This window comes from Actinobaculum massiliense (genome assembly GCF_001457435.1).
Classification (GTDB): domain Bacteria; phylum Actinomycetota; class Actinomycetes; order Actinomycetales; family Actinomycetaceae; genus Actinobaculum; species Actinobaculum massiliense.
Map to the genome: position 1 here is coordinate 1,155,943 of NZ_LN881717.1, position 19,126 is coordinate 1,175,068.

Consider the following 19,126-nt stretch of genomic DNA (forward strand, 5'->3'; position numbering starts at 1 on the left):
GCGCGAGGCGATTCGGGCCCCCGGTAGGTAACGGCGGGAAGTTTCTATCGGGCGGGTTTATCGGTGAGGAGGGCGCGCATATCTTCCGCCGTGATAGGCGCACCGGCCCCGGCATCGATAATTCCGGCCAAGTTGCGCTTCTTTTCCTGCAGGTCAACTACCTTCTCTTCGATAGTTCCGCGGGAAACGAGGCGGTAAACCATCACGCGCTTGTCCTGGCCGATTCGATGCGTGCGGTCAATTGCCTGCTCCTCGGCAGCGGGATTCCACCACGGATCCATAATGTAGACGTAGTCGGCTTCCACGAGGTTGAGGCCGGTACCACCCGCTTTTAGCGAAATAAGGAACACGGGCTTTACGCCAGAGCGGAACTTTTCGATCGCTCCTTCACGGTCGCGCGTCCCGCCGTCCAAATATGAATAGGCAATGTTTTCGCGCTTGAGACGCTTCGCAATTCGCTCCAAATAAGTCGTGAACTGGGAAAAGACGAGGACCTGGTGACCCTCGGGTAGAAGTTGCTGCAGATGCTCAATGAGGAGCTCAGTTTTCGCAGAATCCGCGGAATCTTCGATCTTGTTTTTGCCGGGCTTACGGTGTTGAGGCTTCGACGAAGAATCCGCGGAATTATCGGCCGTTACGAGTGCAGGATCAATTGCGAGGCGCCGCAGGCGAGTTAGCGAAGCGAGAATCGAGATTCGGTTCTGGTCGACGTTCGTCAACAAACCCAGCACCTCTTGGCGCTCGCGCTCCAATTGCTTTCGATACCGGCGCGAATGTTCGACGTCCAGCTCAACAGAAAGGACGGTTTCGTTCTTCTCTGGCAGATCAGTTGCGACGTCGTCCTTCCGCCGCCGCATAAGGAACGGGTGAACCAGCCGTTGCAGACGCGCCGCTGCTTCCGAATCTCCCCGCTTTTCGATCGGCTTGCGGAATTTCTCCGCAAAGGCTGCGCGATTGGGGAGCAGTCCCGGGGCCGTCAGATAAAGCAACGCGGCCAGATCGCCGAGAGAATTTTCGACCGGAGTGCCTGTTACGGCGAAGGTCCACTCGCGTTCAAGCGCGGCAATCGCCTTGTAAGAAGCTGTGGCGGGGTTCTTAATCGCCTGCGCTTCGTCGACGACGACGCCGCTCCAGCGAACATTCCGATACTCTTTCGAGTCCAATCGGGCCAGGGTATAAGACGTCACCACCACATTCGATGATTCCGCGATTCTTGCGATTGTAAGCTCACGCCGTTTGGAAGATTCCTGCACAATGGTCACGCGCAGGTTTGGCGTAAACTTCTGCGCTTCATCCCGCCAGTTTGAAACAACCGAGGTGGGAGCCACAATCAACACCGGATGCGTTATCGCGCCGGTCTCTATCCCTCGCTGCACAACAGCGAGAACCTGCAAAGTTTTACCCAGACCCATATCGTCAGCGAGAACTCCGCCAAATTTCGCCCGGGCCAAATGGGTCAACCAGGCGTAACCCGCTTTCTGGTACTCGCGCATGCTCGCGTGCAGATTTTTCGGCAGGGGCTCGGGATCCCCGAGATGCTCGAGCTCTCTTAGCTTTTTCTGCAACTCCTGCGAGGCACGTACGGACTCGATCTCAAGTGCGTGAGCTCGAATGGTTGGAACTCGAACTGACTTAGGCGTGACCTGGCCGAGCGCGGCGGCGTCGTCGAGAAGCTGACGCAAGGCGTCAAATTGGTGGCCAAGCGGGATGGCGACCTCACCGAAGGTTATAAAATCCACCCCGCGCGCGAGGGCTTCATAGAGAATCGGGAGGGGGACCTCGTGACCACGAACCCGCACAACGACCTCGAGATCCAGCCAGTCGTTCTTTTCGGTGGCACGAGTTTCAATGGAGGGCGCTTCGGTGAGAACATCGAAGTCAGCGCGCGTCGCGAACGAAACGATGATTCCGCTTTTTTGTAGCCGCGGAGCGAGGCGCTCGCGAAATGCGACGTATCCGCTCATATCCAGCTGAGTGGAATTCATACCCCACTGCGCCAAGTCGGCAGCGGAGTGGTGGCGTTCGACCAGGAGGCGGGCACTGTCTAATGAAGTGGGATAGCCGGGGACGCCCTCCTCTGCCCACAGCCGCAGGTAGGTATCGATATCCGTTGAAAGCGCGGAATAGTCGGCGATCTCAGAAATGACGGAATTATCGCCAGGGTCGGGAGAGTCTCCCGCGACGTGTACTTCTTGACGCGCGGTGACCGTAAAAAACTCGGAATCATCGCTTCGGTCGACGTCGATGTGCAGGCGCGGTTTGGACAGCTCAAGAGGTTCATAGGACTTATCGCGCGAAATCACCTCCACGCCTTCGAGGGCCGGGAGGAAGGTTGCTTCAAATTCGGCGCGCTCATCGGCCGGAATCTCGATTTGGCGCCCTTCTTTGGCCAGGTGAGCGAGAGGCCGGGCAACGTCGTCGGCCACGGCAGCGAGCACAAACTGACCGTCGATGCGCGCGACTCCGAGGGGCGGCACAGTATCGGAAAGGATCTCAGCGCGCTCGCCCCCTGGAGCGGCAGCGATGAACCTGACGTTGAGGTCGGAGTTTTCGCGCGAATGGCTAATGTCTGCCGCAATCGACCAGGTCTGATCCGAGACTGTGAGCGGAAAGTCGGAATCTTCCCAAAAGAGGTAAATCCCCCTGATAGCGGCATCCCGTAGCACGGCCAGTGCAGAGGAGCCGAGCGCCTCGAGGGTGATATCGGTAGAGAACGGATTGCTACGGCGGGCGGCGCTGACGATATCGCGCATCGCGGCGAGCTGATGCGGCGAGAATTGTTTTGCCACCGAGCTTGAGCGCGTCTCGGAAAAGTCGTTCCAGGCGACTCTCTGCTGGGTCCACTGCGCTGCCGGGGCGCTGTTCGGCCTCGAGCCGGATGAAGCGGTGTGGAAGGCGGTTGTGGGCGTCTCCCCGGGGGTTGAATTGGCGTCCGAGCTGGCCAATCTCCGGAAAAGCTTTAAGGCGATCCCTTTCTGCCCCCGCACCAGCACAATGGCGAGGTCTTGCGGGTTGTAAGGTTGGCGGCTCGCGGTTTGCCTCGATTTGTGTAGTGCATCGAGGATCGAATGCCAGGAGTTTTCCTCCCCGCTACCTGCGCCGATGGCAAGAAGAATCGCGGCGATGTGCTTGCATGCGGTGCCGACGGGGCAGGTGCAAATCGCGTCGAAAGGGTGGATCGAGCGGATGATCGCCATATAAGAGCGGCCGTTCCCCTTGACGGTGGAAACGATTTTGTCGGGATGGTCCAGGATGCGGGTGACGCGATCTTCGCGAAGATAATTCCGTCCGCGCTCGAGCATAACGCTCCCCACCAGATAGGTCAGATCGGTATCCGTGAGGGAACGAATTTGCCGGCGAAGCTTCTCTGACATCCTTCTATTCTACGAGCCGGGTGGACTAGTAGAAAAAGCGGAATTGTCTACTCGGTGCCTTTCGCGCCGTCTTCGCGATGATTCCGCGTTTTTTCTTCTCGTGAGTTTTCGATCTGCGCGCGGCGAGCGTTGGCCAGGTCGCGAGCGGATTTCAAGTAAGCGGCAAGTTTTATGCCGACGACGGTGAGCACGATGGCTGCGGCCAGGAAGAAAATGGGCTCAGCTAATAACGTCAATAGGGTCACAGAATTTTGCCACATTTGAAGTCGCCTCCCAATGCAAGTAGGGCCATAATCATGGTGTCTATTCTGCCCGCAACTCGCTCGTCATTTGAGCGGAATGATCGCGGTGAGACAGCTTGCGCCGGTCAGGCCGACGCGCGACTTTCGAGGGATGTTTATGGGAGATTGCGAAAACAGAACGCGAAAGAATTCGGGGAATGATCACCGGCGCGGGAGGGGCGGCGCCGGCGGTTTCGTTGCGCTCGTTTGTGCGATTCTTGCGGTGGTCTGCCTAACCGGCTGTTCGGCTCCTCTCGGTCAGGCGCCCACACTCGAACCGGTTGCCGTCGATCCAGCCAAGGTCGAACTCGCTAACGCGGTTGGCGCCACGTCTGACTTCTGGACGTCCGACGCGATTCTTGAGGCCTACCGGGCAGCTCGCGAGGTCGGCGAAGAAGAGGTTGAGTTCGGAGCGCAGGTGGATCCGAGCGAGGATGGCGTTGAGCTCGGAGAAGGTGAATTCGGCGAGGGATACAACTTCCTGGGTGTTCCCCAAGTTGGCGTTTTCTTCTACCACTTGCCTGACTCGCCGACCCCGGTACGCGGATGCACGGGGGCGGTTGTGAAATCACTGTCGCACTCAACCGTTGTTTCTGCGGCGCACTGCTGGCCAGAGTCGATCCGGCCCGATGCAACGATCTTCATCCCGGAATTTTCGGTAGTAAACGATCAGCCCGTAATGCCTTTCGGCGTGTGGAGCGTTGACGATATTTCCGTCAATCCTGCCTATGCGGAATACGGCGATATCGCTGCCGATTTCGCGGTGCTGATGATCTCTCCAGATGCGCGGGGAAACCTCATTGAGGAGGTCACATCCGGATTCCCCATCCACGCGACCCCCTCTCGCGATCTCGATGAGGTCGAGATGATTGGGTACCCCGGCTCCGATTCTGATGATGAAACCTACACCGCTGCTTATCCCCGCCATTGTCGAAACTCGACGGATACCTGGGAGGAAGAGGGAACTCAGTTCTTTCGGATCGAATGTTCGGGAATGGCGAGCGGCGTCTCGGGCGGACCGTGGTTGGTGCGCGAAAAAGCTGATTCTCCCTGGGAAATCGTTGCCCTTACCGGCGGCGGGCAGGATGGGGGAGGTTGGACTACCGAAGAATCCATCGGAGTATCGATAGCTGGCGTGCGAGCGCTGATTCGCGATGCTGAACTCTCCCGCCTCCTCTCCGATGATTCCGCGTTTTTTTCGCGGCCAATGATGAGCGCAGACGCTGACACTTTCACGGTGGCGCAAAGCTCGGAGCAAGACCCCGATGCTGACGCTTCCTCCGGCATGGATTTCATCGGCCTGCTCTACACTCCGCGTCTATCCGTACGGGGAAGCTTCTTCTCAGAATCTGACGCGAGTGCCGATACCGTTCTTGTCTATATGGACGGAACCATCGCGATTGACTCGGTTTGGCAGCACGCCGGCCATTTCTGGAACACCTCCCGCGTTATATCGCTACGGGATAAAGAGCTCGTGGGTGCCAGAGCACTTGCCTGCGGCGATGTTGACGGGTCGGGTTACGACGACGTCGTCGTGCTTCTGGCTGATGGAAAGCTCGTCGTTCTCCAGGATCCTGGCCTTTTCGGGGCGGGGGAGAAGACCGTCATGAATCCGTCGCAGCCACTGATGTTTCTCGATGCGCGGAGCATTGAGCTTGGAACCGCGGCAGGCTCGAGCTGGCTTAGCGACGATTCCGCGAAATTTTCGAGCGCCTCTTCCTCTGGCGATAATTTCGCGGAATTATCGCCCGGCAATGAGCCCGCGGCAGCGACCGATTTGAAAGTGACGTACAGTGATGGCACCTCCAAAGTGTTTGAAGATTTTGCGACTCAGGGCATTGGATAGCTTGGCGCGGCGTGGCAGACTTGCCGGGTATCGATAACGTCGCGCTTGTGCTGAGGTGGCTTGCGAGAGCCGCACGAGTTTGCGCGGTCCGTCGTCGGGAAAAATATCGGAAAAGTCGCCGTGAGAGTATCGCGTGATAAACCGCGTGGTAGAAAACGCGGAATTATCGCCGCGGAGAAGTGGCGGAAAAGTCGCCTGGGGGACCGGGTGGGGGAAGGAAGAGGAGCGCATGATTCAGCCGAAGCTCAAGCTCGTGAGTTCGGTTCAGGCAATTAACTGGAACCGTATTGAGGATGAGAAAGACCTCGAAGTGTGGGATCGCCTCACCGGAAACTTTTGGCTTCCGGAGAAGGTCCCGGTCTCGAACGATATTCAGTCGTGGAATAGCTTGGAGCCGCATGAGCAACTCATGACCACTCAGGTTTTCACCGGTTTGACCCTGCTTGACACTATCCAGGGCACGGTCGGTGCGGTTTCGCTCATTCCGGACGCGATTACTCCGCACGAGGAAGCCGTGTACACCAATATCGCTTTCATGGAATCGGTGCACGCAAAGTCGTACTCTTCGATTTTCTCGACGCTGATCTCCACCGAGGAAATTGACGAAACCTTCGCCTGGTCCGAGAACAACGAATTCTTGCAGAATAAGGCGAAGATCGTCCTCGACTACTATCGCGGCGATGATCCGGAGAAGCGAAAGATCGCCTCGACGATGCTTGAGTCCTTCCTCTTTTACTCTGGCTTCTACGCGCCGATGTACTGGTCGGCGCACGGCCAGCTGACGAACACGGCCGACCTTATTCGCCTCATTATTCGCGACGAGGCGGTACACGGCTACTACATCGGCTACAAGTTCCAGGTCGCCTTGCAGAAGGCATCTCAGGCACGCCGCGACGAACTGAAGGAATACACGTTCGACCTGCTTCAGGACCTGTACGAAAACGAGGTCGATTACACAGCGTCGCTGTATGACGAAATGGGTCTTACTGACGACGTCTGCCGGTTCCTGCGTTACAACGGAAACAAGGCCTTGATGAACCTTGGGTATGAGGCCCTCTTCCCGGCTGATCAGACCGACGTGAACCCGGCTATTCTGGCTGCGCTCTCGCCGGGTGCAGACGAAAACCACGACTTCTTCTCGGGTTCGGGATCCTCTTATGTGATCGGCGAGGTTGAAGAAACTGAAGACGATGACTGGGATTTCTAGTCGCTGAAAAAATCGCGGAATCTTCGCGGCGGGTGAGACGCTGAAATTCGCGCGGAAGTATCGCCGCAAATATCGCGCTGGCTCCGAGATAGGAGCCGGCGCGGTTTTCTTTTTGCAGGCAACGCCCGAAAGAAACTCATAAGACAAACGTGAGGGAGAACGCCATTATTTTATGACCTGCGAAATTGCTAGCGCGGCGCGTGGGCCTTAAGCTGGAATCTCCAGGCGGTTGCTTGGAGCAGACCCTAACCCAGTTCGGCTGGGCACCTATCCAAATAATAGGAGACACACTTTGTCAGGTCTTGTGGAACAGCGCGGCATTGACCTCGTATCCCCTACCCAACGTTACGGTAAATCCTTCGATCTATTTTTCTTGTGGGCCGGAACGACGACGAATATTTTCACGGTTTCGTATGGCGCTATGCTCGTCATCTTGTTTGGCCTCTCGTTTTGGCAGGCTGCGGCCGTTATCGTCGTCGGAAACATCCTCGCCTACCCCCTTCTTTCGCTGACTTCCGTCACCGGCCCGGTTACTGGAACCACCACGATCACGATTTCGCGTTCGTCCTTCGGGCCGAATGGCGCGCGCATCGCGGGCATTCTTTCCTGGCTAATGCTCATTGGTTTCGAAGCCGGTGGCTTGATTCTCGTGTACTACGCCGTGAGTAGCCTCATCGGCAATATCGCGGGCGTAACGCCCGACGGCGGAGTTCAGATTGCACTCATCATCGCGCTTGGCGCGATTCAAATGGTGCTACCCCTTGTGGGGCACAAACTCCTGATGGTTGCGCAAAAATATGCGACGATCATCTTCGCCATCTCCTTCGTTGTTTTGGCGTTCCTCATCCTCCCGCAGGCGAATTTCGACAACGGCGACGGCGCCTCTCCGGCCGCCCTCGTCTCGGCATGCGGCTTGGTCATGGTTTCTGGCGGACTGTCATGGGCGCCGTCGGGGGCAAATTTCTCTCGCTACCTTCCCGCGAATTCTTCGCAACCCGCGGTGGGATTCTGGGCGGCAATGGGAGGTTTCGTGCCGTACGTGCTGTTGCAAACCCTCGGCGCGGCGATGGCGACGGTGACGGTTGGCGATTCGCTCGACCTTTCTGACCCGCTCGCGGTTCCGGCCGTGCTCGCGCCGGCCTTCGCCATCCCGTTCCTGATTCTGGTGGCCGTTGGGCTACTCATCCAAAACGGCACGAATCTGTATTCCTCGGGTTTGAACCTGCAGACTGCCGGCCTGAAGGTTCCGCGCATGTTGATCGTCGTCACCGATACGATTGCTTGCATCATTATCGCGATTATCGCGACCTCGCAGTCCACTTTCTACGACCTCTTGAGTGCATTCATTGGCTCAATGAGTATTTGGCTCGCTCCGTGGGTCGCGGTTTTCATCGTCGACTGGGCGCAGCGCCGCGGTTCGTATAATCTTGCGGGATTGGAAGGCAAGCCGGGAAGCGCCTACTGGGGCACGAACGGCATCCGCCTTCCGGGCATGATTGCACTGATCACCGGCATGATTTTCGCCGCTCTTTGCGCCAACACGGGATACTTCGTGGGCCCGCTGGCGGCTCTGTGGAATTCGGCTGATCCGATGGCGAGCCCCGACCTTTCGATCCCGGTGGGCATGCTGGTCGCCGGGGTGATTTACGCGCTGACGAACCGTGGTTCGCGCCCTGCCCCCGTTCGCGTCCCCGGCGATAATTCCGCGAAAGTTTCGACGACGCCGGAGTAGCCGGCCCCGATCGCTTAGGCGTTATCTCCGAGCTCGGCTGAATCTTTAGCGCCGCCGGCATTCATCGAGCGTTTACAAAAACGCGGAATTATCGCAACCGCATGAATGCGTAACGATCGCGCCGCTGGGGAGCCGTCGCCGTCGACAAAAGCTCGGAATTATCGGAAATAGAGATCGACCTCTACAACTTGACAAAGATATTCAAAATAAGGAGAAATCCACCATGGTAGATAACCACTTGCTCGACGTCGCGTACGGCCGCGCTAAGGCAGACACCATCATCAAGAACGGCAAGCTCGTTAACGTGCTAACCGGCGAGGTTTACCCGGCCGATATCGCGATCACCAACGGCCGCATTGCCGCGGTTGGCGATGTTTCCGCCCAGGAAGGCGAAGATTCCGAGATTATTGACGCTGCCGGTCGCTACCTCACCCCGGGTCTGATTGATGGCCACCTGCACATCGAATGCTCGAAGCTGTCGGTGACGATGTTCGCCGATCTCGTTTCCCGCTACGGCACCACTTCGGCGATTTCCGGTCTTGACCAGATCCTCGTTTCCCACGGAATTGACGGAATCAAGGAGTTCTTGGACGAGGCTGAGCAGAGCTCGATGCGCGTGTGGTGGGGCGCCCCGGCGAAGGCTCCCTACACCGTGCCGGAATCGAATGTGGGCCACCGATTCGGCGTCGAGGAAGCGCGCAAGGCGCAGGCGATGCCCGAGTGCGTTGGCGTGTGGGAGACCGTGCAGGAATTCGTGGAGTACGGCGACGAAGAGGCGCTGGCCGTAATGGATCTGGCCAGGCAAAACCGTCTGCCGATTTTCGGCTGTGCGCCGCTGGTTGATCCGCGCCGCGTGGCCGGATATGCGGCGTCGGGCGTGGCGCTGTGCCACGAGTCGTACTCGCCCGAAGAAGAACTCGAGAAGATGCGCAACGGCATCAACATTATTATTCGAGAGTCCACCGCCGCGCCGATGCTGCGCGAGAATATCAAGCTCGTGACCGAGATGGGCGCGCCGACCGACCGCGTGGGCTTCTGCACCGACGACGTTACCGCCACCGATATCCTTGGTCGCGGCCACCTCGACTACGTCGTCCGTCTCGCCATCGAATGCGGCGTGGATCCGGTTGCTGCGATTCAGATGGCCACCATCAACACGGCTCGTATGTACCACCTCGACCAGCACATCGGCGCGATCGCGCCGGGCCGCTTCGCGGACATTCTCTTCGTCGAGTCGCTCGAGGACTTCCGCCCCGCCGAGGTCATGGTGGGCGGCAACGTCGTCGCGAAGAACGGCAAGGCCGTCAAGGCGCCGCAGGCTCCCGAACGTTCCGAGGGAATTTTGAGCACTTTCAAGCTACCCGAGGTTGAGGCTTCTCGCCTGCAGGTTCGCGCCGAAGGTTCGACGGCGAAGGTGCAGGCCATTGTGCTTTCGAAGGACGTCGCGTTCAAGCGCCCGGGAAGCCAGGTGGAGCTCCCCATCGTCAACGGCGTTGTGCAGGTGGATCCGGATTCGGACACGCTGATGGTTGCCGTGGCCGAACGCTACGGCAAGACGAACAATCTTCCGGTCGCCTTCATTCAGGGCTTTGGCATTAAGCGCGGAGCCATCGCGACGTCGGCCGCGCCGGACGATAACAACGTGGTGTGCGCGGGCGTTTCCAGTGAGGATATGGCATTCGCGATCAACGAGGTAGCGAAGATGGGCGGCGGTCAGGTGGCCGTTGCCGATGGCAAGGTGCTGGCGAAGCTTCGGCTTCCGATTGGCGGAATCGTCGCGGATCTTCCGGCGGAGGAAATGTCTGCCGCTGAGCAGGAGCTGGATCGCGTGGCGCGCGAGGAGCTCGGTTCCACCCTCGATTCGCCCTTCGGCCAGCTCCTCTTCCTCTCCATTACGGCAATTCCGGATTGGGCGATCACCGACCTCGGCCTCATCGACTGTGTGGCGCTGAAGGTTGTGGATCCGGTTTTGGAGACCAAGTAGCCAAAAACCCCGTAGCCTGGCTACTGGCGATAATTCCGCGGAATTATCGCGCGGGATCGATTGCGGTGTGGTCGCGGATTTCGCGGCCACACCGCATTGGCCGGTAGCGACGGCGTCGTCGGCGACGCTTTCGCAAGCCGCCAAACATTCGGACAATGGCTAACCGCAGGAAAACAACCAACAACAAGAGTTTTCGAGCAACGTCGAAACGAAAGGAACGATGATGGCGGGTCAGGATTTCATTAATGCTCTTCCCAAGGTCGAGCTTCACCTTCATATTGAGGGCACCCTCGAACCGGAGCTCAAGTTCAAGCTGGCGCGGCGCAACGGCATCGCGCTGGAGCACACGACGGCCGAGGAGGTGAAGGCGTCTTACCAGTTCACAGACCTGCCCTCGTTCCTCGAGGCCTACTACGACGGAATGAATGTGCTGCGCACGGCCGAAGATTTCTACGATCTGGCGATGGCATACTTCGAGCGCGTAGCCAAGCAGAACCTGCGTTATGTGGAGATTTTCTTCGATCCGCAGGCGCATACCTCGCGCGGAATCTCCTTCGACACGGTGATTTCGGGTCTGCGCCGCGCGCAGATCGAAGCCGAACAAAAGCTCGGAATCGTCTCCGCGCTCATTATGTGCTTCTTGCGTGATTTCCAGGCCGAGTACGCGATGGCGACGCTTCTCGAGGCGCTGCCCTACAAGCAGTGGATCTTGGGCGTGGGTCTGGACTCCGACGAGAACAACAATCCGCCGGCGAAGTTCAAGGAGGTGTTCGCGCGGGCGCGCCAGGAAGGCTTCATGCTGACGATGCACTGCGATATCGACATTCCCGGATCGATCGATCACATTCGCGAAGTTATCGAAGAAATCGGTGTGGACCGCATCGATCACGGCACCAATATCGTGGAAGATGACGCGCTGGTGGAAAAGGTCGCCGAAGCGGGAATTGGCCTCACCTCCTGCCCGATTTCCAACACCTGGGTATCCAAGGGCAAGATCGAGGAACTCGTGGATCTGTACAACCGGGGCGTGAAGGTCACCGTGAACTCCGATGATCCGGCGTACTTCGGCGGATACATCGAGGAGAACATGCGGCTGGTGCAGGAAGAAGCCGGCGTGGACAACGAGTTCATGGCGCAGCTTTCGCGCAACGCGGTGGACATTTCGTGGGCCCCCGCGGTTCTCAAGGAGCAGCTACGCGCGGAGATCGACGACGCCGTTGCGAACGCAGGAAAGTAACTCCCGGCAAAGGGTGGCGAAGTAGCATTCGCGCACGTGCATCTATGCGCGTGTTTGCGATGACGTTTTCCGGTCGTGAGCGCGTTGCGCCATACGCGATCGGGAAAGTGCGACTTCGCCGCCCTTTTGTCTAATCCTTGGCGTCGCTAAGTTTGGGTTCCGCTGTATTTGGCGGCCGCCACCTGGTGGTTTGGCGAAGTGGCTCGATATGGGCAATAATGAAAAGCGTAACGAACGCGTCCGCCCGCTCACCCGGAGAAGGGCGCGTTCTGGCATTGAGGCTCATTCAGGCTCCGTCAAGCGCTCGAGGCGCACTGTGACTCCGCCTCCGCCATTTCCGGGTGTCTCCATTTTCCGAAGCCAATTTCGGGATGTTCTCAATCTTGTGCTGTAGTTTTTAGGGTTTCCAGAATCGGCGTCGCTAAGTAGAATAGGGGAGTTCGACTCAGGAGGAGAGATGCCGAAGATTGATGCCCCTACGGTCAAACAGCATCGGGAATTGATGACCAACAGGCTGGTGGACGCGGCGGAGAAGATTCTGCGGTCGCACGGCACTAAGGGCCTTTCGGCGGGCGCGGTTGCGGCGCAGGCAGGAATCGCGCGAAACTCCATTTATCGGTATGTCAACTCGATTGACGACCTACGCCTCATGGTGCTTGATCGAAATGTACCGAAGTGGCGCGAAGAAGTTATGGCGCACGTCCGCGAAGATGCGTCGCCGGAAGAAAAACTTGGCGACCTCGTGGTTGCCTGCATCAAACAGTCCGGTAACCGATCCTCCCACGGCTGGCTCATGGGCTTGATGCGATCTACTCGTGGCCGCCCGGTTTCTGAGCAGCGGCGCGATGGGACGAAGAAAGACGTCGACGCCGTACATGGTTTTTTCACCGAGCAGCTCAAACTCGCCTGGAAGGATTCGGGTGTGGCAGACCCGGAGATTTGGACCTCGTTTACCCGGGCAATCATTTTCGACGGTTTCAAGCAAGTTGCGCGCGGCGGCTCTTTGGACGCGGTATGCGAGGCCGCGCGCCTGGCAACTCTGCGAATGGCGGAGGCCTCTAAACAATCCGGAGCGGCGATTTAGCGCCCGATTTAGCGCTCCGTAGTTCGGTGTCTACGATGTGACACCCGGCTGAGCTGATCTCCCGTGACCCGCTACGTTTGGGCATAGCAATTTGCACCCGGACGATAATTCCGCCCTTTTGCGTTGATAGAAATTCGTCGTGCTAGGGCACAATCCCCGGGGCGATGAGGGTCGATCTTCTGGCACTCGGGCGTTCTCGAGGTCGGGCAATATAACCGGGGCAGGCAACCGGCGGAGAGGATAGTCATGGCGAAGATTCGTGTAGCGATCAATGGATACGGAAACCTTGGGCGAGGTGTGGAAACGGCGGTTTCGCAGACCGACGATTTAGAGACGGTCGCCGTGTTCACGCGGCGAGACCCAGTCACGATTCGCACTGGCGGCGCGCCCGCGTACTCGCTTGGCGATATCGAAAACTTTCGCGGAAAGATCGACGTCGTCGTTAACTGCGGTGGTTCAGCGACCGATCTTTCCGAGCAAACTCCGGCCGTGGCGGGCGCCTTCAATGTGGTCGATTCTTTCGATAACCACGCGCACATTCCCGAACATTTCGAGAAAGTTGACGCAGCGGCCCGCGCTGCGGGGACCCTTGCACTTGTTTCTTCCGGCTGGGATCCCGGTTTCTTCTCCTTGCAGCGCGCCTTCAGCCAGGCCTTTTTGCCTAATGGATCGACCTATACATTCTGGGGTCCGGGGCTTTCGCAAGGACACTCAGACGCGGTACGCCGAATCTCGGGCGTGGCCCGCGCGGTGCAGTACACGCTCCCCGTGGAGGAAAATCTCGCGCGCGTTCTCGCTGGCGATAATTCCGAGTTTTCTGCCGCCCAGATGCATCGGCGTCAGGTTTTCGCCGTTCTCGACGCCGCCGCTGATCCCGCCGCTGTGCGCGAGGAGATCTGTTCAATGCCGGATTATTTCGCTCCGTATGAGACCGAAGTGAACTTCATTTCCGCCGAGGAATTTGAGCGGAACCATCGCGGGATGCCTCATGGAGGCCATGTGGTCCGCACCGGCGAGACGTCAGCGGAAACCAAGCAGGTAGCGCATTTCGAGCTTATGCTCGACTCAAACCCCGAGTTCACTGGCTCGGTTTTGGCAGCTTCCGCACGCGCCACAGCCCGCCTCGCGGCAGAGGGAATGAGCGGAGCGATCACGCTATTTGACGTGCCCGTAGCCAAGCTCCTTCCAGACTCAGCGGAGGATATTCGGCGGAATCTTCTCTAGGGCCGTGAAGTGGGAGCGATAATTCCGAGCTAATTTACTAGGCCAGCGCTCGCGAGCCAATCGTGCGCCGTCGTCGTGTCGTTTTCATCGTCCACATCTTCCCCGCGGATAATCAGCGGCACACCGATGGTTGCCTCAGGTGCGAGCATGCCGAGCGTTCCTTCGATATTGATATGGCTCGGGCTCATTGACCAGGTGCAAAAGGGAAGGATAAAGGCATCTCCGATATTGCTTGACTGGAGGAACGTGTCGATGACCCGCGGAACGGCGTCACCCCAGATCGGGAAACCGAGCAGGAGTACTTCGCACGCGGATAAATCGGGAAGCGATTGCGGCGAAGAAGTGGATTCTTCGCTGGCGTGGCTGAGCGCTGTGGCCGGAAGATTTGCGAGGGGCGGTAGCTCGCCGGAATCTTGCTCAGCGAAGTTGCGGTTTTGAGCCTCGGCAACGTCGTCGGGATACGGAACTTTCGGGAAGACTCGGTAAACCGGTATCTCTCCGATAATTCCGTCGTTGTTGAGGATTTGCGAAAGAACGGCTGCTAGGCGGGTGGTATTGCCAGGTTCACGAAGCTTCTCGCCGTCGTTCCACATTGAGGTGCCGCCGCGCGAAAAATAAATCAATGCATTTTCGGGGCAGGTCGGGGAGACGCACAAGGCGGCGCCTCCCGTGACTTCCGTCGATCGGACCGCTGGCGATGATTCCGCGAAAGTTTCGCGCGCCTCGTCGTTCGATAATTCCGTCATAGCAACTCCTCATACAGTCTGCCGTTCTGGATGAGTTTAGCGCTCGGGGCACAGCGTTCCGCGCTTCTTACGCGGACGACGAGGAAGGTGTCCCTCGAATTGCCGGCGTAAGAAACGCGGAACAATCGCAAACGCAAGTTGCGCGGATTTATCGACGCCGCAAGAAACGCGGGATCATCGCGAGGCGGTTAGTCGTTTCGGCGTCGTTGTTGCAAAACCACGCGACGCTCGAGCGGGGTGACCAGGAGGAGCGACACCAAGCAGAGCCCAAGGCCAGCGCAAATAATGATTGCTAGGCCAAACAACTGGTCGTTCGTTACCAATGACGCCATCGTTGCCGGCGCGAAAAGCAAGGAGATAAAACGGCCAAAAGCCGCGGTAAGGAGCGCGCATAAAACGAGCGGGCCGAAGGTTTGGAAAACCCGCGTCAGCGGAAAAACTCGTACCGGGAATCCCACCTTGTCCAAAGCCTGCGTCTGCGGTGCGCGATCGAATATATCCGATGCCTGATTGATCAGAATGCTGATAGCAGCAACCGCAAACCCCACAGCGAGGGTGATGTAAACACCGAAGCGAACATCCTGAATAAGGATTCTGCTCACCGGATCATTGGTCTCACCAGATGCGGCAAATGCGGCTGTCGAGGTGAAACCGGCGATAAAGCAGAGCAGAGCGAGGCCGCTGATTAAGCGCCACACCGCTTTCGGATCATCCAAAATGCGCCGGCCGGCCAGCAGTACGGGCACGCGACCAGACTTTGTGAGTGGCCAGGCAAAGATCTGCAGAACAAACGGCGCCGCCACGTTGATAGCGAAAACAACCGCGCCGACGATCACTAAACCCGTGGCCCACACAATCGTCTGCTGGTAGCTACCCCGAAAGGTACTGAAAAGCAGAACACTGATAACGGCGAGAACGAGGCCGACGAGTCGCCACCAACGCAAAGCCCGTGGCGTATGTTGACGTGCCACCCCCAAGGGTGAAATGCGCACCCGCTGCAGGCCGACGGTGGTAGACAGCAGGGCGATAGCCAGAAGCGCAAGAAGCACACAGACCATAAGCCAAAGAGGCAGAATCATCGACTGCCAGGAAATCGGCTGGCCAATAAATGAGCCATTTGCCCACAGGGGAAGAGTGGAGAAGTAAGCGAAAACTCCGAGCGTTGCACCAAACATCCACTGAATGATCGTCTGCGTCAGAGTGATTACGGTTGTTTGCGCGCCGGTCATGCCCACCAGGCGCAGCGAGGCGAGCCGGCGTGAGCGGCCGGCCGCGCCGAGTTGCGCCGCGGAGGATCCGAGTGAAAAGACCGGAACTACCAGCAAAGCGCAGGCAAAACAGGCCAGAACCAGGTAAGCATTCGCGAACATATTGGCGTCACGCGGATTGTCGAACAGTCCGTTCAAAGCCCGCGCAATTTCCGACGCCGAATTTGCCGATCCGCCGTAAAACATCCAGGCCCCGCCGGCAACCGTTAGCGCGAGGCAGGTAGAAATTCCGAAAGCAAGAACGGCCAAAACATCAAGCCAGCCGTCGCCCTGGCGCGCCTTGAGACGGGAAGTTGTGAGGAGGGAGGCGAGTTTCAGGGACCTCATCGTTCTTCCCCCTCCCGCGAAGAATCCGCGTCTTTTGTACCAGTGGTTTGCGCACTCGGGGCTACGTCCTGCTGAGTGGCGCTTTGTGGTGTTCCTGCTACGTCCCGCGAAGAATCCGCGTGAATAACGCCGTCGCGAATTTCAACCAGTCGATCGCACCAGCCGGCGACTTTGGGATCGTGGGTGACCATGACGAAAGTGGCGCCAGACATTCGCGCAGTCGTGGTCAGAACCTGCATGACCTCGTGGCCGGTGGATTGATCGAGTGCCCCGGTGGGCTCGTCGGCAAAGACGACGTCGGGATTGCCAGCAAGCGCCCGGGCGATGGCGACGCGTTGCATTTGCCCGCCGGACATTTCCCCGGGGCGGCGATTGCGCTCGCGGTCAACGCCGAGGCGGGCGAGCCACTGATCCGCCACGCTGAGCGCGCGGCGCCTGCCCATCCCGCTCAACATAAGAGGTACGGCCACGTTTTCGCGCGCCGGAAGTTCGGGAATGAGCTGGCCATCTTGGAAAACAAAGCCCATCCGGGCCAGGCGAAGTTTAGAGCGTTGCGCATCAGAAAGCGCGGAAACAACAGTTTCCCCGAGCTTCACGCGCCCGCGCGTGGGAGCCAAAATCCCAGCTAGGCAGTGCAGGAGGGTCGATTTTCCCGAGCCAGAGGGGCCCATAATCGCAACGGATTGCCCGGCCGGAATGAGGAGATCGACGCCGCGTAGCGCGTGCACTTCGTGAAAGTCCTTGGCGAGATCGCTCGCTCGTAAATGTGCTGGTTGTGTGTTCATGGGTCAATTCTGTGAGTCTCGCGCGAGGTCCGAAACGGATTTTACTATCGCGTCAAGGTAGAGCTAGCTCTACTCTTTCGATAATTCCGTGTCATTTTCACCTGCCGGCGGGGCGATCTTGCCTGCGCGTGAAAAGATGAGGGTATGCAGGAGGAACTGGAGGTCACGCGCGCCCAGCGCCGATCATTCCGCGCTTTTTTCGCGTTGGGAGTCGGCCTTACACTCGGCGCACTTATCGTCCTGTTCGCGGGGGTCGAGATGACGACGTATGAGCCTGCGCGTAGCCCGATGGCATTCATAATTGTGGTCGTCGTGGTGGGGTGCGCGGGGCTTTGGCTTTTGACTCGGCGCCGTTTGAGGCATCTAGAGGACGCCACCCGCGGCTCGAGTACGTGGCGCCTTTCCGCGCGTGAGTACGGGTACGACGTCGCCGCGCGGCGCCAGGTTGCAGCGGCCTTCGAAATTGAGCGGCGCCGAATCGAGCGCGATTTGCACGACGGCGTGCAGCAATTCTTGGTTGCGGCGTCGATTGATGTAGGGGAGGCTGCTCTCATTCTTCAGGATGCAGAAAACGCGGAATCATCGGAGCGGGGGACGGGCCGAGAGGGGATCCTTGTCGATCGTGCCGATTTCGAGGAAAGCCGCAAGTTGATGGCCGCGGCTCAAGATAAAACTGAGCTAGCGCTCAAAGCCTTGCGCCGGACGGTGGCCGGAATTCACCCGAAGGTTCTTTCGGATCTGGGCCTTGAAGCCGCGGTTCGCGATTTGATCGAAACCTCGCCGGTAGATGCCACCCTCACGGTTCCCTACCCGCTACCAGAAATGACTGAAGGAGTTATCGCATCGGGGTACTTTGCGGCTTCGGAGGCACTGACGAACGCGGCCAAACACGCTCGCGGCGCACGCGTGAACGTCCTGCTTGTCGCGGGTCAGGAACTAGTGGTTGCGGTGAGCGATGACGGTCCCGGCGGTGCGGTGTTACGCGAAGGCGGGGGACTTGCCGGGCTCGCCGAGCGGTTGACCGCTTTTGGCGGGGAATTGACGGTGGCGTCTCCGCCTGGCGGTCCAACCACCGTCACGGCGAAGATCCCGCTTCTTTTACAACGTGGCGAATTTGGCGTTACCAGCGTCTTCGAGCCTGCCGCAAAAGCGGGGGCGAGCGATGACGTCGAGCAACTTGGCAACCCGAGCAAAACTGAGGAAAACAAATGAAAGTAATAGTCGCCGATGATTCCGCGCTTTTTCGCGAGGGCCTCGTAGGAATTCTTGAACGCCGCAAACATGAGGTGCTGGCGCAGGTGACCAGCGCGGCGGAACTTATTGAGGCGGTCCGCGCCGCAAACGCAAAAAACGCGGAATCATCGCGAGAGGCGGACGGTAGCGAAGGAGCGCGGCGCGCTGATGACGCCGTGGCTAGCGAAGACGAAAAAAGAAGCGGAATTATCGCCGAGGCGGGACGGAGCATCGACGTCGTCATTACGGATGTGCGAATGCCGCCGAATATGACCGACGACGGTCTGCGGGCGGCGGTTGGAATTCGACGGGAATTTCCAAACATCGGAATCGTCGTGCTCTCGCAGTACGTCGCGCCCGCCTATGCGCGCGAACTCTTCGCTCCGTCGACCTCCGCAACGCCGGGGTTCGGCGCGGTCGATGCCAGTGACGACGCCGGAGGCGGATTGGCCTATTTACTCAAAGATCGCGTGGCGCGGGTGGCAGATTTTCTCCGCTCCCTCGAAGTTGTTGCGGGCGGCGGAGTCGTCATTGATCCAGAAGTGGCCGGAGAACTGATGCGTGGCCAACCCTCCCAGCTCGCGATGATGACGGAGCGCGAGCTCGAAATCCTTGATCTCATGGCGAAAGGCCTCTCCAATAGCGAATTGGCCGAGCGGCTTTATCTCTCAGCGGCCACGATCTCGAAACACGTGGCGAGTATCTTCATGAAGCTTGGTATGGGGCCGGGGGAGGAAAATCGCCGCGTGCGGGCTGTGCTGGCATACCTGACGGAGAAGAACTGGCAGAAGTAGCCCG

14 protein-coding genes are annotated in these 19,126 nt (G+C 58.7%); 9 read left to right on the forward strand and 5 right to left on the reverse strand.

Annotated elements, in window-relative coordinates:
* Positions 1 to 44: 44 nt before the first annotated feature.
* Both BN2664_RS06865 and BN2664_RS06870 read right to left on the reverse strand, forming a co-directional pair.
* Positions 45 to 3,374, reverse strand: coding sequence for a DEAD/DEAH box helicase (locus tag BN2664_RS06865; protein WP_007000931.1), 3,330 nt, complete (start codon positions 3,372 to 3,374; stop codon positions 45 to 47).
* Positions 3,375 to 3,421: 47 nt separating this feature from the next.
* The gene (locus BN2664_RS06870; RefSeq protein WP_007000930.1) at positions 3,422 to 3,634 is read right to left on the reverse strand and encodes a hypothetical protein; all 213 of its coding nucleotides are present in this window, start codon (positions 3,632 to 3,634) and stop codon (positions 3,422 to 3,424) included.
* A 244-nt stretch (positions 3,635 to 3,878) separates the two neighbouring features.
* On the opposite strand from BN2664_RS06870, the gene BN2664_RS06875 reads away from it, so the two are divergent.
* The 7 genes from BN2664_RS06875 (at position 3,879) to BN2664_RS06905 (ending at position 13,969) form a co-directional block, all read left to right on the forward strand.
* On the forward strand, positions 3,879 to 5,501 hold the full coding sequence (locus BN2664_RS06875; protein WP_155856461.1) for a trypsin-like serine peptidase: 1,623 nt from the start codon (positions 3,879 to 3,881) through the stop codon (positions 5,499 to 5,501).
* A gap of 229 nt (positions 5,502 to 5,730) precedes the next feature.
* Positions 5,731 to 6,708 carry a class 1b ribonucleoside-diphosphate reductase subunit beta gene (gene nrdF, locus BN2664_RS06880; protein WP_007000928.1) on the forward strand — a complete coding sequence of 326 codons (978 nt, stop codon included), beginning with the start codon at positions 5,731 to 5,733 and terminating at the stop codon, positions 6,706 to 6,708.
* A 292-nt stretch (positions 6,709 to 7,000) separates the two neighbouring features.
* Positions 7,001 to 8,440: a purine-cytosine permease family protein gene (locus tag BN2664_RS06885; RefSeq protein WP_007000927.1), complete on the forward strand. Its 1,440-nt coding sequence runs from the start codon at positions 7,001 to 7,003 to the stop codon at positions 8,438 to 8,440.
* Between the two features lie 223 nt (positions 8,441 to 8,663).
* A complete protein-coding gene (locus tag BN2664_RS06890; protein WP_007000926.1) occupies positions 8,664 to 10,424 on the forward strand; it encodes an adenine deaminase in 1,761 nt (586 codons plus the stop codon).
* Positions 10,425 to 10,647: 223 nt separating this feature from the next.
* On the forward strand, positions 10,648 to 11,661 hold the full coding sequence (add, locus tag BN2664_RS06895) for an adenosine deaminase (RefSeq protein ID WP_007000925.1): 1,014 nt from the start codon (positions 10,648 to 10,650) through the stop codon (positions 11,659 to 11,661).
* Between the two features lie 457 nt (positions 11,662 to 12,118).
* Positions 12,119 to 12,745 (forward strand): TetR/AcrR family transcriptional regulator, encoded by a 627-nt coding sequence (locus BN2664_RS06900; protein WP_058120662.1) that lies wholly within the window; start codon positions 12,119 to 12,121, stop codon positions 12,743 to 12,745.
* Positions 12,746 to 12,991: 246 nt separating this feature from the next.
* Positions 12,992 to 13,969, forward strand: coding sequence for a diaminopimelate dehydrogenase (locus tag BN2664_RS06905; RefSeq protein WP_007000923.1), 978 nt, complete (start codon positions 12,992 to 12,994; stop codon positions 13,967 to 13,969).
* A 29-nt stretch (positions 13,970 to 13,998) separates the two neighbouring features.
* Here the strand turns inward: BN2664_RS06905 and BN2664_RS06910 are convergent, their stop codons facing one another.
* From BN2664_RS06910 to BN2664_RS06920, 3 genes are all read right to left on the reverse strand, one after another.
* Positions 13,999 to 14,715, reverse strand: a complete 717-nt coding sequence (locus BN2664_RS06910; protein WP_007000922.1) for a flavodoxin — start codon at positions 14,713 to 14,715, stop codon at positions 13,999 to 14,001.
* A gap of 188 nt (positions 14,716 to 14,903) precedes the next feature.
* Positions 14,904 to 16,310 carry a hypothetical protein gene (locus BN2664_RS06915; RefSeq protein ID WP_007000921.1) on the reverse strand — a complete coding sequence of 469 codons (1,407 nt, stop codon included), beginning with the start codon at positions 16,308 to 16,310 and terminating at the stop codon, positions 14,904 to 14,906.
* The gene (locus BN2664_RS06920) at positions 16,307 to 17,095 is read right to left on the reverse strand and encodes an ABC transporter ATP-binding protein (RefSeq protein ID WP_051014101.1); all 789 of its coding nucleotides are present in this window, start codon (positions 17,093 to 17,095) and stop codon (positions 16,307 to 16,309) included. Before BN2664_RS06920 ends, BN2664_RS06915 begins: the two co-directional genes overlap by 4 nt.
* Before the next feature lie 144 nt (positions 17,096 to 17,239).
* Between BN2664_RS06920 and BN2664_RS06925 the strand changes: the two genes are divergently transcribed.
* Entirely contained in the window at positions 17,240 to 18,307 is a 1,068-nt protein-coding gene (locus BN2664_RS06925) for a sensor histidine kinase (RefSeq protein WP_007000919.1), read from the forward strand.
* Positions 18,304 to 19,122 carry a response regulator transcription factor gene (locus BN2664_RS06930; RefSeq protein WP_007000918.1) on the forward strand — a complete coding sequence of 273 codons (819 nt, stop codon included), beginning with the start codon at positions 18,304 to 18,306 and terminating at the stop codon, positions 19,120 to 19,122. Before BN2664_RS06925 ends, BN2664_RS06930 begins: the two co-directional genes overlap by 4 nt.
* Positions 19,123 to 19,126 lie beyond the last annotated feature (4 nt).

What these genes read in the sequence shown, in the direction of transcription:
- BN2664_RS06865 (WP_007000931.1), bottom strand. Translation starts at nt 3,374, where the DNA reads ATGTCAGAGAAGCTTCGCCGGCAAATTCGTTCCCTCACGGATACCGAT.
- BN2664_RS06905 (WP_007000923.1), top strand. Translation starts at nt 12,992, where the DNA reads ATGGCGAAGATTCGTGTAGCGATCAATGGATACGGAAACCTTGGGCGA.
- nrdF (WP_007000928.1), top strand. Translation starts at nt 5,731, where the DNA reads ATGATTCAGCCGAAGCTCAAGCTCGTGAGTTCGGTTCAGGCAATTAAC.
- BN2664_RS06890 (WP_007000926.1), top strand. Translation starts at nt 8,664, where the DNA reads ATGGTAGATAACCACTTGCTCGACGTCGCGTACGGCCGCGCTAAGGCA.
- BN2664_RS06925 (WP_007000919.1), top strand. Translation starts at nt 17,240, where the DNA reads ATGCAGGAGGAACTGGAGGTCACGCGCGCCCAGCGCCGATCATTCCGC.
- BN2664_RS06915 (WP_007000921.1), bottom strand. Translation starts at nt 16,310, where the DNA reads ATGAGGTCCCTGAAACTCGCCTCCCTCCTCACAACTTCCCGTCTCAAG.
- BN2664_RS06900 (WP_058120662.1), top strand. Translation starts at nt 12,119, where the DNA reads ATGCCGAAGATTGATGCCCCTACGGTCAAACAGCATCGGGAATTGATG.
- BN2664_RS06920 (WP_051014101.1), bottom strand. Translation starts at nt 17,095, where the DNA reads ATGAACACACAACCAGCACATTTACGAGCGAGCGATCTCGCCAAGGAC.
- BN2664_RS06910 (WP_007000922.1), bottom strand. Translation starts at nt 14,715, where the DNA reads ATGACGGAATTATCGAACGACGAGGCGCGCGAAACTTTCGCGGAATCA.
- BN2664_RS06870 (WP_007000930.1), bottom strand. Translation starts at nt 3,634, where the DNA reads ATGTGGCAAAATTCTGTGACCCTATTGACGTTATTAGCTGAGCCCATT.
- BN2664_RS06930 (WP_007000918.1), top strand. Translation starts at nt 18,304, where the DNA reads ATGAAAGTAATAGTCGCCGATGATTCCGCGCTTTTTCGCGAGGGCCTC.
- add (WP_007000925.1), top strand. Translation starts at nt 10,648, where the DNA reads ATGGCGGGTCAGGATTTCATTAATGCTCTTCCCAAGGTCGAGCTTCAC.